We start from the raw sequence: 13,188 nt of genomic DNA on the forward strand, positions 1-13,188 counted from the left end.
TTACCCTCGCCCGATGCTGGCATAGGTGAAGCCGTGCTTCACCATCTCGGCCGGTTTGTAGACGTTGCGCAGATCGACGACGGTCGGCGACTTGAGCAGCAGCTTCAGGCGATCCAGATCCAGGGCTCGGAACTGGTCCCACTCGGTGATGATCACCAGCGCATCGGCGCCCTCGGCGACTTCATACGCGCCCGACTTGAACTCGACGCCGGGCAGCATGTGGGCGGCTTCCTTGGCGCCTTCCGGATCGAAGGCCTGGACCTTGGCGCCCAGCGCCTGCAGCGCCGGGACGATATCCAGGCTGGGGGCGTCGCGCATGTCGTCGGTGTTGGGCTTGAAGGTCAGGCCTAAGACGCCGATCGTCTTGCCCGAGAGATCCTCGGCGCCGATGGCCTTGGCGACCTTGCCGGCCATGGCCTTCTTGCGCGCATCGTTGACCTCGACGGTCGTCTCGATCAGTCGCGTGGGCGCGCCGTAGTCCTGGGCGGTCTTGACGAGCGCGATGGTGTCCTTCGGGAAGCACGAACCGCCGTAGCCGGGGCCGGCGTTGAGGAACTTGCCGCCGATCCGCTTGTCGAGACCGATGCCCTTGGCGACCTGCTGCACGTCGGCGCCGACCGCTTCGCAGAGGTCGGCCATCTCGTTGATGAAGGTGATCTTCATCGCCAGGAACGCGTTGGCGGCGTACTTGATCAGCTCGCTGGTGCGACGACCGGTGAAGACCAGCGGCGTCTCGTTCAGGCTCAACGGGCGATAGAGGTCGCGCATCACGGCCTGGCCACGCTCGTCATCGGTGCCCACGACCACGCGGTCGGGACGCTTGAAGTCCTCGATGGCTGCGCCTTCGCGCAGGAACTCGGGGTTGGAGACGACCGCGAACTGGGCGTTCGGGTTGGTCTTGCGAATGATCGCCTCGACCTCGTCGCCGGTGCCGACCGGCACGGTCGACTTGGTGACCACGACGGTGAAGCCGTCGATCAGGCCGGCGATCTCTTCAGCGGCCGCGTAGACGTAGGAGAGGTCGGCGTGACCGTCGCCGCGACGCGTGGGCGTACCGACGGCGATGAACACCGCGTCGGCGTCCTTGATGGCCTGGGCGCCTTCCAGGGTGAAGAACAGACGGCCTTCGCGGACGTTTCGCGCCACCAAGTCGTCCAGGCCCGGCTCGAAGATCGGGATCTCGCCGCGTTCCAGGCGCTCGATCTTGCTGGGATCCTTGTCGATGCAGGTCACCACGTGGCCGAAATCGGCGAAACACGCCCCCGACACCAGGCCCACATAACCCGTGCCAATCATCGCTACGCGCATCGATTTACCCCGACCTTCATCTGCACAGCGGCTAAGCCGCAAACGTGACAATTGGATTGTTCTGGCTTCTCAAGCTGCCGGTTCATCAATGACCTCGCTCAACTTGGGCTTGGTGCCAGCGCCAAGCGCTGGAAAGAATGGCGTCAAGACTACGAACGGGTTTCCAACCGAGCTGATCTCGCGCCTTGCCATTGTCGCCAACCAGGATGGGAGCATCGCCGGGACGTCGGGCTGCCATTTGCACCGGCAAAGGCTGACCCGCCGCCTGACCGACACCATCGACCAGTTCCCGTACGGTCGTGCCGGTGCCTGTCCCGAGATTGTAGGCTTCCGAAGAACCGCCAGCGAGCAAGCGGCGCAGCGCCGCGACATGCGCGTCGGCAAGATCAAGGACATGCACATAGTCGCGCACGGCCGTCCCATCGCGGGTGTCGTAGTCGTCTCCAAAGATCGTGAAATGGGGGCGTTGCCCCATGGCGACCTGGATCGCCAGCGGAATGGCGTGGGTCTCGGGCTCATGCCATTCGCCAATACGCCCCTCCGGGTCGGCACCGGCGGCGTTGAAGTAGCGCATCACCGCGCTCTTGAACCCGACATAGCGGTCATAATCCGCCAAGGCCTGCTCGACCATCAGCTTGCTACGGCCATAAGGATTGAGCGGCGCCTGCGGATGGGTTTCCGCCATGGGCAAGTTTACGGGATCACCAAAGGTCGCGCAGGTGGACGAAAACACCATGGCGTTCACGCCAGCTCGACGGGCCGCCTCGATGAGAGTCACAGCCCCGCCGACATTGTTGTCGAAGAACGTCCCTGGATTCTTGACGGACTCCCCGACCTCGATCCGGGCAGCAAAATGCAGCACTGCCACCGGATTATGAGCGGCGAAAACGGCATCGAGACGTAAAGCGTCGCGGATATCGCCCTCTTCGAGCGGTCCCCATTGGACATGCTCACGGTGGCCGTTCGACAGATCGTCGAACACGACAGGCCGGAACCCTGCTTCAGCCAAAGCCAAGCAGGCGTGTGAGCCGACATAACCGGCGCCACCCGTAACAAGAACGGTCTGCATTAAAATCCCCCGACAGCAGCGGCCTCAAAGCCACCGCTGCCATCACAGCTAGTAGGCGTTTTCGGCCATCAGCAGATGCGGCACGGTCATCAGCAGGATCTTGACGTCGCCGCCCAGCGTCCAGCGCTCGATGTACTCGTTGTCCGCGTCAATGCGGGCGGCCATCGCCTCGACCGCGCCGGTGCCGCCGCGCAGGCCCTTGATCTGGGCAAGGCCAGTCAGGCCTGGGCGAGCGCGGAAGCGCAGATGATAGTTGGCGATCACAGCGCCATACTGTTCATCGTGAGCCAGGGCGTGGGGACGCGGCCCGACGATCGACATGTCGCCCTTCAGCACGTTGAGAAGCTGGGGAAGCTCATCAATGCTGGTCTTGCGGATGATGCGGCCAATCGTGGTGATCCGGTCGTCGTCTCGCTTGGCCTGAACGACCTTGGCCCCATTCTCCTGGCACCGCATCGAGCGGAACTTGAAGATCGTGAAGGCTTGGCCGTTTAGCCCACCGCGCGACTGTCGGAACATCACCGGACCCGGCGATTCCAGTTTAATCAGAATGGCAACGAGAGCGAGAAGAGGGGCGAAGAACAGCAATGCGCCGCCCGCCACCAGAATATCCATCGCTCGTTTAAGCGGATCTTTGGCGACCGGCGACGTTTTCACGACGCAGCTTCGCTGTTCCGCTGACGGATTAGATACGATCAGCACGTGGTCCCCACCAGTGTATGTGCCGGGTCTTTGCCCGATGATTTAGGAAGCCTTTACTAAATCAGCGTTCCGCAAACAACCGCCCGCCGTGGTTGTTAACCAACCTTTTTTCGCAACGCAGCGATTCTTGTACGATCAAAGGACATACTCGCCCGATCGTGAGGCGCCGCTCTCAAGTTTGGCCGCCCCTCAAACCTTGAGGATAACCTATTCGATCGGCCTGGATGTGACGGATTGCACTGACGCTCTAATCGACTTGTCGATGGCAGCTGAGAGATGGCGAAACTCCGCCGACGATCTCTAGCTTCCTCATATATCGAAGCGGCTACTGGCGCCTGAAAGTCGCAACAATAGGCCGGTGATCCGAGCCTAGCGCAGGGCCGCGCTCCACTTTCACGGCCTGCCACGCCCTCCCCGCATAAACATGATCTATAGGCAGAAAGGGCGTTGGCGCGCTCATCACCCGCGAGAACTGCTGCGCTGGCCACGAAGGCAGAGCACGGGTCCACCTCCTCATTCCAAGCGCCTTGTCCTGGCGCCTCAAGGTGAAGGACCACGGGGTGGAGTTGAAATCACCCGTGATGATCGCACGCGCCTTATCAAAGCGCGACATGAGCGCGACGAGCTTGCGACTTTGCGCTTGCTGAAGCCCGGCCGGCACCGGCCATGCGTAGTGAACACCGATCACGGTAAAGACGCCGGCGGCATCCGCTATCTTCGCCCAGGATCCCGATGGGTAGGGCGCAACGGCCGGAAAAGATCCGCCCGTAACAATTTGCCTTCGTGAGAAGATCCAAACTTCGCACAGGCGATGCGGCTCACAGGAAGAGAAAGGGAATGTCTCTTTTAGAACTTTGATGAGAGGGAGCGCCTTTCCCGCGCCCTCTTCAATGACAACCACGTCGGCTTTCTGAGCCAAGATCCAGTCGGCAGTCCTTTCAGGAGCCCAATTACTCCCCCAGGCATTGAGCTGGATAACCTTCAAATCGCCTGGCCGCGCTGGACCAGGTGCGAAATTCTGGCTCGCTACGAGTTCAGGGACCATTAGCCCCGCGCAAATGGTTACAGCGACACCTCCGAGAGTGGTCGCCACCCATCGCTCGTCGCCCCTAATAAACAGACCGGCCAGAAGTATGCTGGCGGCGCCCATCGCCAACCATAGCGGCGCGACATGCGTGAACGTGTCTAGCCGATCGCTCCACGCGCCGCCCATGCAAGCGATCGCCATCCCCGCGCCGAACAAGCCCAGCATCAAGGCGGTGCCGCGAACAAGGATGTCCAAGAGCTGCAGCATCAGGCGCATGACGCCGCCAATAGCATGACAGCGGGCAAGCGAAAGCCTGATCGCCTTTCAGGACTTGGCGGAGCGCCTAGGGAATTGAATGACCTGACAGAACGGCCATGGAGCGGTAAAACCTCCACCGCCACCGCTAGATCGCGCCATTCAGACTCGCAGCTCAGCTTTCGAAAACAGCAGATCGGCCTGCGTAGCCCCGAAGTGCTCCGTATAGGATGCGCTCCCCACACCCCTGAGACAAAATCCGAGCTTGTGCATTATCGAGACGATCTCTCCCGCCAATTTCTGACCGGAATAGAGCTCTACGAATGACGCCTCCAGATAGACCAAATCTATGTGATCTAGAATTTTCGTGGCACCGCCCAACACCATATCCTCTGCGCCTTGCACATCGATCTTCAGCATCGTTCGACCGGTTAGCATCTCTGGCGTGATAACCTGATCCAATCGACGGACATCGACTTCAATTCTACTGGCTTCGGTGACGCCATACGCTTTGTTCTGCCCGCGCGCCAAAGGCAACAAGGACGAACTATCGGCCCTGCTCGCCACATGGAATACTGCGGTCCCGGCCGCTTCAGACAAGGCGTAGCGATACAGATGACACTGAGGATCCTTACCAAGGTTCCGCTCAAAGATGTCAGCCTCACCTGGAAGCGGCTCGAAGGCATAAATCTTCACAGATTTACCCAGCATACCGCGCACTAGCAGTGAAAACTGCCCTTTGTTTGCGCCAACATCTATCAACGTGGTTGGTGCGACACTCTTTACGATCGCGCGATGCTCGACTGCGGCAGCCGTTTTTGTCGTGAGAGCGGCTTTCCAAGCCGCGGGAAACATCGCCAACGATAGGATTTTCCCAATGCGCCCCATCAAGACCCCCCGTACTTATTGTTAATATTGAATGGGCAACCTTCCGCGAGCGGTTGTCAATTCGCAACCTTATGGAGTTTGTCGGGATGGGGCTCCGGAAATGAGCCAAGCGTGATCCCAAGATCGCGCAACAGCCCTCCCACCTCCGAAGCGATCGTCTTCGCCGCGAAGACAGTCTTGGCATAGAGCACGCGGGTGAGCGCGTCGTACCGGCATGGAGCTAACCAACTGGTCGCCCAGGCAGCGCCCTTCCGCAAAGTCGCTGCCTCTCGCAGCGCAGCGGGGACTGACGACGCCGTTGCAGGAGTCGTTTTGACCGCCGCCAGCAGCCAGGCCTCAAACTTTTCATCGGCTAGCCAGCTGGCGAGCCCTTGCGGTGAGCCATAACGCTTCACATCAGGATCCTCGCGCAGATAGCGTAGCGCAGCAGCTAGGAGGCGCGAAGGCGAGAGCTGCTGGGCGAAGCGACGCCATAATGGCCAAGCGCGAGGCCTGGACAGTCTCGCCGGGCTCACTGTTTTCCAGGCCTCGAAGGCCTGGTCGAACGCCGCACGGGCGTCCGGGACGGCCGTGTCCGCGCACTCCTCTTTGTCAAAAGAGGAAGGTTCAGGTGGGGTTCTTAGGTCGGACTCTACTGTCCGCCTCCCCCGGCTCGGCGGGTCCTTCGGGGGCGGACCTGAGGGAGACGGTCGCTCAATGGCCAGGCGATAGATGTTGCTGGTCTGGCCGCCGTCCTTTCGGAAGCGGTCCTCGCGCACCAGCAGCGCCCTGCCCTCCAGCACGCCAATCTGACGTCGAACGTGGCGCTCGGTCATGCTGGTGATTTCGGCGAGGGTCCTGAGCTTGGGCCAGGCCTTGCCTTCGGCGTCGGCGTGGTCGGCCAGGGCCATCAGGACGGCCTTGGCGGCGATCGACAGGCCGGCGATGCGGCGCGCCCAGTTGCGGGCTTCGAGGCTCATTTCGCGCCTCCCAAGAGGCCCGACTTTGGTTTGCAGGGGTCGGCTAAGCCCTTGATTTTGCTAGGGGCTAAAAACGGCCTCTTTGCAGCCAACCGCTTGAATTCACTATGTTCGCACGGGCCTGCAAATCCTCTGCGCTAGGTACGTACCTGCAAAGCACACGCCTCAGCCCACCGATTCATCAACGTCCGCCGCTTCTCAAAGAGGTCCCCGCGGCGATAGGCTGCCGCGACCTTGTTGCCGATGGCGTGAGCAAGCGCCATCTCCGCCACCTCGCTCGCGAACTCAGTTTCTTCAGCCGCCCAGTCGCGGAACGTGCTGCGGAAGCCATGGCTGGTGAGGTCATCGTGGCCCATACGACGCAACACGGCGAGCAGGGCCATATTGCTCAACCCTTTGCCAGCCACCTGCCCCCAGAACACGTGCCCAGTCGGCCCGGTCTCACCCTCCTTCAGTGTCTTGCGATGTCGCCGCCCCTCGATCTCGAACCATACAGCGCGCTGGCGCTCCAGGATCTCGATCGCCGGCGCGCTAAGCGGCACACGGTGCTCGCGACCGGCCTTCATCCGCGAGGCCGGCACCGTCCAGACCTTGTTCTTGAAATCGATCTCGCTCCAGTCGGCGCCAATCACCTCGCCAGTGCGCGCGGCCGTGAGGATGACGAACCGCAGGGCCATAACCCCTACGCCGCCTTGCGAACGCAGGGAGGCCATGAAGCGCGGCATCTCCCGGTAGTCGAGCGCGGCGTGGTGCTTGACCTTCGCCACCTTCGACTTTGCGGGCAGGATCATCTCGATGTGACCCTTCCACCGCGCGGGGTTATCGCCCCGGCGATAGCCGTGCACCGCGCCCCAACTCAGCACGGCTTCGATCCGTCCGCGTAGTCGGCTGGCGGTCTCGGATTTTGTCAGCCAGATAGGCTCGAGCGCGTTGAGGACATCGGCAGTCTCGATCTCGTCCAGGGCCTTGGATCCGAAATGCGGGACAGCGTAGGTGTTGAGCGTGCTCGACCACTGCTGAATGTGCTTCTCGTTCCGCCAAGCGGCCTTGTTGCCGGCGATGTAGGCGACCATCGCCTCGGCGAAGGTGACGCCTTTGCGCTCCAGCTTGGTGGCAAGGACTTTGGCGTCAGCCCGCGCGCCTAGCGGATCTTCACCGTTGTACCGTTGCAGGCGCGCCGCTCGCGCCTTTTCGCGAGCCTCGGCCAAGGAGACCAACTCCAGAGGGCCAAGGCCCATCTGACGTTCGCGACCAGAGACGCGGTAGCGAAAAATCCATGACCTCGCGCCACCGGGCGTGACCTGAAGATAGAGGCCGCCGCCGTCCGGATACCGGCCATGATCTCGCAGTTGCCGAACCGTCATGGCCGTGAGTCGCTCATAAACCCGAGCCATCGCTAACCCACACTTTGACCCACGCGGGGCAAACCCCCGCTTTAACCCCCACGGCTGTTCATCATAGGGGCGGATGTGGCTGGACGCGTCGAGACACAGAAACGCGAGTTTTCCGCGATAAATCAACGACCTTATGACGTCTGTGGACGCCAGTGGATTATGCTGGAAAGCGGGGATGGCGGAGACGGAGCAAAGGCAAAGCCTCCGCCAATGCTCGTCGAAAAGCTCATACGTTTGATTGCAGGTCGCGGCGGTTAAGAGTGCCGCACCGCGAGGTCACGTCGGGAGCTGGTTTTTGACATGCGAACAACGTATATACGTTTTCAGTACTCGGCACGGAGAACGCCTGATGGGTAAAGACGCCGTCTTCACCATGAAGCTCGAACCACAGTTGCGCGACGCCTTCATCGCCGAAGCACAGGCTGCCCATCGGCCAGCCTCGCAGATCGTACGCGATATGATGCGCGACTATGTACAGCGCCAACGCGAGATGCGTGATCATGACGTCTTCGTCCGCGCCAAGGTCGAGGCGGGTCGTCTTGATCGGGTCGCGGGTCTGGATTGGTCAAACGACGAAGTCGAAACAGAGTTTGCCGCACGCCGCCTTGCGCTTGAAGGAAAGGCGGATGGGGCGCAAAGGTGAACGTCCGCTGGACGGCCTCGGCCCGTTTAGATCGTCTCGACATCATGGACTACATCGCCGCTCAGAACCCGCAAGCGGCCTCGCGCATGGACCAGCTGTTTTCTGGTGCGGCATCCTCCCTGGCCGACTTTGCGACTAGGGGACGCCCCGGTTTGGTCGCGGGGACGCGCGAACTCTTCCCCCATGAGTCCTATCGGCTCGTCTATGAAGTGGCCGGTGACACGGTGTGGATCCTGGCGCTGCTCCACGCTTCGCGGCAGTGGCCCCCACTGCGCGAATAGAACTCGCCTGCGCGATGGCGCCCTGAGGCCCACTTGCCGCCGTTGGCGCGCCTCCACGAGCTAGACGCCCGCTAGGGCGGAGCGGCGCCCCCGGACAGGCTTCGAACGAATGAGTTGGGCTTAGATCGAATCGAGATAGCGGCGCCGACACGCCTGCTCGCAGGTGACCTGCTTCACTATGGCGTGCAAGCGATAGCCCATTCCTCCATCAGCCCTCGGCGCTTCTCAAGTAAATCGCCGCGCCGATAAGCCGCCTCAACGCGATTGGCGATGGTGTGTGCGAGAGCCATTTCCACGATCTCGCCAGAATATCTTGTCGTCTCGGCGGCCCAATCACGGAAGGTGCTCCGGAAGCCGTGGGTTGTTAGGTCACGCCGGTTCAAAGTTTTGAGCACCTTCAGCAGGCTCATATTGCTCAACCCCTGCCCTTCCCGCATGCCTGGGAAAACTGGCCCTGAAAGAGCATCCGCTCCTCGGTCGAGCGCACGTTTTTTTGCGTCACTGAGTATGGCGAGCGCCTGAGACGAGAGCGGAACACGGTGCTCCTTCTGCCCCTTCATCCGCCCAGCGGGGATGGTCCATAGCCCGGCCGTCACGTCGATCTCGGACCATTCGGCGCCGATGACCTCCCCCGTGCGCGCCGCAGTGAGGATCGTGAACTCAAGTGCGCGCGCCGCAGTACCGTTGACGGCGGCAAGCCGCTTCATAAACGCTCGTATCTCCGCAAAAGGGAGGGCCGGGTGATGCGTTACCGGAGCGACCTTCGACTTCGCCGGCAGGATCATGTCGAGATGTCCTTTCCAGCGGGCGGGATTCTCGCCTGACCGATGCCCATGGGCCGTCGCCCAGTCGAGTATCGCCTCTATGCGCCCGCGCACCCGACTGGCCGTCTCGGACTTTTCAACCCAGATCGGTTGCAACGCCGCCAGCACCTGCTTTGTCTCTATCTCATGAAGAGCAAGAGTCCCCATATGCGGAAAGGCGTAAGTGGTTAGCGTGCTGGTCCACTGCTTGGCGTGCTTTTCATTTCGCCAAGCGGCTCGGTTCCCATCAATGTACGCCTCTACTGCCGCCGCAAAAGTGAGGGCCGTGACGTGACCCCCTGAAACTCCTCCAGAAATAACTAGAGTCCGCCCCAGGAAAGGGACGGACGAATGAAGCGATCACGGTTCACGGAAGAACAGATCATCGGAATCCTGCGCGAGCAGGAGGCGGGCGTGCCGGTGGCGGACCTGTGCCGCAAGCATGGGCTCAGCTCGCCGACCTTCTACAAGTGGAAGGCCAAGTATGGCGGGCTGGACGTGTCGGAGGCGCGGCGGCTCAAGGCGCTGGAAGACGAGAACGCCAAGCTCAAGCGGATGCTGGCCGAGGCGATGCTCGACAACGTCGCGCTGAAGGATCTGCTGGGAAAAAAGTGGTGACGCCCGCCGCGCATCGGGAGGCCGCCGCCTATCTGGGGTCGGCCTACGAGATGAGCGAGCGGCGGGCGTGCCGGGTTCTGGGCGTGGATCGGACGAGCGTGCGCTACGCGGCCACGCGGACCGACGACGGCGTGCTGCGCGAGCGGCTGAAGGCCCTGGCCCAGGAACGCCGCCGGTTCGGCTATCGCCGGCTGCACGTGCTGCTCAAACGCGAGGGCCATGTCGTCAACAAGAAGCGGATCCAGCGGCTCTATCGCGAGGAGAAGCTGACCGTGCGCCGGCGCGGCGGGCGCAAGCGGGCGATCGGCACGCGGCGGCCTCTGGAGGTCCCGCTGACGCCCAACCAGCGCTGGAGCCTGGACTTCGTCTCCGACCAGATGACCGACGGCCGCCGCTTCCGGATCCTGACGGTGATCGACAACTGCACGCGCGAGTGTCTGGCCCTGGTGGCCGACACCTCGCTGTCAGGCCGGCGAGTGGCGCGCGAGCTCGATGCCATCATCGCCCAGCGCGGGCGGCGGCCCGACACAATCGTCAGCGATAATGGGACCGAATACACCTCCAACGCCATCCTGGCCTGGACCGACGACAGCGGCGTGGGCTGGCATTACATCGCACCGGGCAAGCCCCAGCAGAACGGCTACAACGAAAGCTTCAACGGCCGGCTACGCGACGAACTGCTGAACGAGACCCTGTTCCGGTCCTTGCCGCACGCCCGCGCCGTACTGGAGACCTGGCGGCGCGACTACAACGAGCGCCGGCCGCACTCCAAGCTCGGCTGGATGACGCCCAGGGAGTACGCCAGCGCCTTCTGCGGAGAGACCGGCCGGCACGCTGCGCAGGCTGATAGCTCCGCGCGCCGGCCTCTTGCCACCCACCAACACCAAGGCTCAAATCAACCCAGGACTCTCGTTATGGCTGGATGAGAAATGGGGGTCACGTCAGCCGGCATCGCCCCCTCAGGAATCAGTTGCGCAGTTTCCGGGTTCGACGGCGTTTGCGAATGGGTCTCCGGGCGGAGCCCCACCTGCTTTCCGCGCCTTGCCTCGAGCGGGTCGACACCTTGGACCCGCAGCCGGCGGGCACTGTCTGCTGCAACCCGCGCCTCGGCGAGTGAGACCGTATTCAGCGGCCCAAGGCCCATGCGCCTTTCGCGCCCCGATATCCAATAGCGAAAGACCCACGACCGCCCGCCTACGCCGGTGACCTGGAGGTGAAGGCCGCCGCCATCTGGATAAAGCCCAGGCTCAACGAGTCGCTTGAGCGTCATGGCATTCAGCCGCTGAACCAGACGAGGCATGGAGTGCATCTCGATCGTTTATACGGTTCTTTATACGGTTCTTTATACGGTCTGGAAACTCATAGGAGTGAACCCGAATGGACGCACCCGGACTCCAGAATCACACCGAAGCGTCATAAACGCTTGAAAATAAGCAATTTTATACGCAATCCTGGACAGACCTGGACACGGCTGGATGATAATGAAAGCGGGGATGGCGGAGACGGAGGGATTCGAACCCTCGATACCCTTTTGAGGTATGCCGCTTTAGCAAAGCGGTGCCTTCAGCCTCTCGGCCACGTCTCCTCCTGAGAGGGAGCGGTTCGATAGCCTGTTCGCTTCAGGATGACAACGGCCGATATCGGAAAATTCCGGTGTTAACGTGACGCTCAGACGGCGACGCTAGGTTGAACATGGTTTTCTCAATGAAGAGCGCCATGCCTCCTGCTTCCCAGTCCCGTGTTCACGCTGAAAACGCCTCAGCCTTCGTGGCCGCGCCGGAGGCGTCCGCGCGCGTCGGCGGAAGCGGTGGGGGTAATCCCGGGCGGGCGCGGCGGGGGCCGTTCCGGCCTGGCCAGCTGATCCCGACGCGGGCCAGGCTGGAAGCCCGCGTGCTGGCGCGCGCCTTCCGCATCGTCGACATCGTGGTCGCCGCCGGGGCCGCCTTGGTTCTGGCGCTGAAGGGCCATCCGCTGTCGGGCGGACTGTGGGCCGTCACGGCCTTGATCGCCCTGCGCGCCCTGGGCGCCTATGAATTTCCGCGCCAGCAGACCCTGCCGCGCCACCTGACCCGCGCCGCTCTAGCCCTGGGCGCGAGCCTGGCCATCACCGTCGCGGCCATGCTGCTGTCCGGCCAGGCCAGGCCCTTCACGGCGTGGGCGCTGGCGGGCGCGACCGCGGCGCTCGCCGCGCTGCAAGCCATCTGGTGGAGCGTGATCGCGCGCGGCCGCCAGCGAGGCCGCCTGACCCCCAACATCGTCGTCGTCGGCGCCACGGCCAATGCCGAGCGCCTGATCGACGCGGCCATGCGCACGGGTGAAGTCAATGTGCTGGGCGTGTTCGACGATCGCCTGGACCGCGCGCCGGAAAACATCATGGGCGTGCCGGTGCTGGGCGACACCACCGCCCTGCTCGACCACCGCATCATGCCCTATGTCGACCGCGTGGTGATCGCCGTGCAGTCGACCGCCCAGAACCGCGTGCGGCAGCTGGTCGACAAGCTGGGCGTCCTGCCCAATCCGCTGAACCTCTTCATCGACGTGGGCGGTCCGGCCGACGACGACGCGGCCCTGGCCCGCATCGCGGCTGGCGGCGAGAACGAGCTGTCGGGCGCTGTCGCCAATGCGCGCCACGCCTGGATCAAGCGCGCCCAGGACCTGGCCGTGACGGTCGCGGGCCTGCTGGTCGCTGGTCCGGTCATGCTGATCGTCGCCGTGGCCGTGAAGCTGGACAGCCCCGGCCCGATCTTCTTCCGCCAGCGTCGCCACGGCTTCAACAACGAGGAGATCCTCGTCTGGAAGTTCCGGTCGATGCGCCACGAGATGGCCGACGCCAGCGCCGCGCGCCAGATCAGCGCCGACGACGACCGCGTCACCAAGGTCGGCAAGTTCATCCGCAAGACCAGCCTCGACGAGCTGCCGCAGCTGTTCAACGTGCTGCGTGGCGAGATGTCGATCGTTGGTCCCCGCCCCCACGCCATCGGCATGAAGACCGGCGGCGTGGAGTCGGCCAAGCTGGTCGCGCAATACGCTCATCGTCACCGCATGAAGCCCGGCCTGACCGGCTGGGCCGCCATCAAGGGCTCGCGCGGCCCGGTCGACACCCCCGAGAGCGTGCGCCTGCGCGTGGCCCTGGATGTCGAATATATCGAGCGCCAGTCGTTCTGGCTGGACCTCTACGTCATCGTCATGACCATCCCCTGCCTGCTGGGGGATCGGTCGGCCGTGCGCTAGGCGGCCGGCG

General features: G+C 63.0%; 13 protein-coding genes, 1 tRNA gene and 1 pseudogene. 5 read left to right on the forward strand and 10 right to left on the reverse strand.

Annotated features, from left to right (window positions below):
- The 7 genes from ACW173_RS23030 to ACW173_RS23060 form a co-directional block, all read right to left on the reverse strand.
- The gene (locus tag ACW173_RS23030) at positions 1 to 1,308 is read right to left on the reverse strand and encodes a UDP-glucose dehydrogenase family protein (RefSeq protein WP_492082408.1); all 1,308 of its coding nucleotides are present in this window, start codon (positions 1,306 to 1,308) and stop codon (positions 1 to 3) included.
- 85 nt (positions 1,309 to 1,393) lie between these two features.
- The gene (gene galE / locus ACW173_RS23035) at positions 1,394 to 2,377 is read right to left on the reverse strand and encodes a UDP-glucose 4-epimerase GalE (protein ID WP_492082409.1); all 984 of its coding nucleotides are present in this window, start codon (positions 2,375 to 2,377) and stop codon (positions 1,394 to 1,396) included.
- A gap of 48 nt (positions 2,378 to 2,425) precedes the next feature.
- Positions 2,426 to 3,079: a sugar transferase gene (locus ACW173_RS23040; RefSeq protein ID WP_492082410.1), complete on the reverse strand. Its 654-nt coding sequence runs from the start codon at positions 3,077 to 3,079 to the stop codon at positions 2,426 to 2,428.
- A gap of 325 nt (positions 3,080 to 3,404) precedes the next feature.
- Positions 3,405 to 4,382 carry an endonuclease/exonuclease/phosphatase family protein gene (locus ACW173_RS23045; protein ID WP_492082412.1) on the reverse strand — a complete coding sequence of 326 codons (978 nt, stop codon included), beginning with the start codon at positions 4,380 to 4,382 and terminating at the stop codon, positions 3,405 to 3,407.
- Positions 4,383 to 4,523: 141 nt separating this feature from the next.
- Positions 4,524 to 5,216 (reverse strand): FkbM family methyltransferase, encoded by a 693-nt coding sequence (locus ACW173_RS23050; protein WP_492086044.1) that lies wholly within the window; start codon positions 5,214 to 5,216, stop codon positions 4,524 to 4,526.
- 89 nt (positions 5,217 to 5,305) lie between these two features.
- Positions 5,306 to 6,208, reverse strand: coding sequence for a helix-turn-helix domain-containing protein (locus ACW173_RS23055; protein ID WP_492082414.1), 903 nt, complete (start codon positions 6,206 to 6,208; stop codon positions 5,306 to 5,308).
- Between the two features lie 137 nt (positions 6,209 to 6,345).
- Positions 6,346 to 7,572 carry a tyrosine-type recombinase/integrase gene (locus ACW173_RS23060; RefSeq protein ID WP_492082416.1) on the reverse strand — a complete coding sequence of 409 codons (1,227 nt, stop codon included), beginning with the start codon at positions 7,570 to 7,572 and terminating at the stop codon, positions 6,346 to 6,348.
- Positions 7,573 to 7,951: 379 nt separating this feature from the next.
- Here ACW173_RS23060 and ACW173_RS23065 point away from each other — a divergent pair, with 379 nt between their 5' ends.
- Both ACW173_RS23065 and ACW173_RS23070 read left to right on the forward strand, forming a co-directional pair.
- The gene (locus ACW173_RS23065; protein WP_492082418.1) at positions 7,952 to 8,245 is read left to right on the forward strand and encodes an antitoxin of toxin-antitoxin stability system; all 294 of its coding nucleotides are present in this window, start codon (positions 7,952 to 7,954) and stop codon (positions 8,243 to 8,245) included.
- Entirely contained in the window at positions 8,242 to 8,526 is a 285-nt protein-coding gene (locus ACW173_RS23070; RefSeq protein ID WP_492082420.1) for a type II toxin-antitoxin system RelE/ParE family toxin, read from the forward strand. The genes ACW173_RS23065 and ACW173_RS23070 overlap by 4 nt, the downstream gene beginning before the upstream one ends.
- Positions 8,527 to 8,702: 176 nt before the next feature.
- On the opposite strand, the gene ACW173_RS23075 is transcribed toward ACW173_RS23070, so the two are convergent.
- A complete protein-coding gene (locus ACW173_RS23075; protein ID WP_492086045.1) occupies positions 8,703 to 9,665 on the reverse strand; it encodes a tyrosine-type recombinase/integrase in 963 nt (320 codons plus the stop codon).
- A 15-nt stretch (positions 9,666 to 9,680) separates the two neighbouring features.
- On the opposite strand from ACW173_RS23075, the pseudogene ACW173_RS23080 reads away from it, so the two are divergent.
- Both ACW173_RS23080 and ACW173_RS23085 read left to right on the forward strand, forming a co-directional pair.
- Positions 9,681 to 9,833: pseudogene (locus ACW173_RS23080) on the forward strand (transposase); the annotation flags it as partial.
- Entirely contained in the window at positions 9,800 to 10,873 is a 1,074-nt protein-coding gene (locus ACW173_RS23085) for an IS3 family transposase (RefSeq protein WP_492080530.1), read from the forward strand. The pseudogene ACW173_RS23080 and the gene ACW173_RS23085, both read left to right, overlap by 34 nt.
- Here the strand turns inward: ACW173_RS23085 and ACW173_RS23090 are convergent.
- On the reverse strand, positions 10,843 to 11,256 hold the full coding sequence (locus ACW173_RS23090; RefSeq protein ID WP_492082422.1) for an Arm DNA-binding domain-containing protein: 414 nt from the start codon (positions 11,254 to 11,256) through the stop codon (positions 10,843 to 10,845). The two genes, ACW173_RS23085 and ACW173_RS23090, sit on opposite strands and share 31 nt — an antisense overlap.
- Before the next feature lie 185 nt (positions 11,257 to 11,441).
- Positions 11,442 to 11,532 (reverse strand) — tRNA-Ser (locus ACW173_RS23095).
- Between the two features lie 131 nt (positions 11,533 to 11,663).
- Between ACW173_RS23095 and hfsE the strand changes: the two genes are divergently transcribed.
- Entirely contained in the window at positions 11,664 to 13,178 is a 1,515-nt protein-coding gene (hfsE, locus tag ACW173_RS23100) for a polysaccharide biosynthesis protein HfsE (protein WP_492082423.1), read from the forward strand.
- The last annotated feature ends 10 nt before the right edge of the window (positions 13,179 to 13,188 follow it).

The organism is Caulobacter sp. ALps2, from assembly GCF_058681635.1.

What these genes read in the sequence shown, in the direction of transcription:
- ACW173_RS23055 (WP_492082414.1), bottom strand. Translation starts at nt 6,208, where the DNA reads ATGAGCCTCGAAGCCCGCAACTGGGCGCGCCGCATCGCCGGCCTGTCG.
- ACW173_RS23030 (WP_492082408.1), bottom strand. Translation starts at nt 1,308, where the DNA reads ATGCGCGTAGCGATGATTGGCACGGGTTATGTGGGCCTGGTGTCGGGG.
- galE (WP_492082409.1), bottom strand. Translation starts at nt 2,377, where the DNA reads ATGCAGACCGTTCTTGTTACGGGTGGCGCCGGTTATGTCGGCTCACAC.
- ACW173_RS23050 (WP_492086044.1), bottom strand. Translation starts at nt 5,216, where the DNA reads ATGTTTCCCGCGGCTTGGAAAGCCGCTCTCACGACAAAAACGGCTGCC.
- hfsE (WP_492082423.1), top strand. Translation starts at nt 11,664, where the DNA reads ATGCCTCCTGCTTCCCAGTCCCGTGTTCACGCTGAAAACGCCTCAGCC.
- ACW173_RS23065 (WP_492082418.1), top strand. Translation starts at nt 7,952, where the DNA reads ATGGGTAAAGACGCCGTCTTCACCATGAAGCTCGAACCACAGTTGCGC.
- ACW173_RS23045 (WP_492082412.1), bottom strand. Translation starts at nt 4,382, where the DNA reads ATGCGCCTGATGCTGCAGCTCTTGGACATCCTTGTTCGCGGCACCGCC.
- ACW173_RS23090 (WP_492082422.1), bottom strand. Translation starts at nt 11,256, where the DNA reads ATGCACTCCATGCCTCGTCTGGTTCAGCGGCTGAATGCCATGACGCTC.
- ACW173_RS23060 (WP_492082416.1), bottom strand. Translation starts at nt 7,572, where the DNA reads ATGACGGTTCGGCAACTGCGAGATCATGGCCGGTATCCGGACGGCGGC.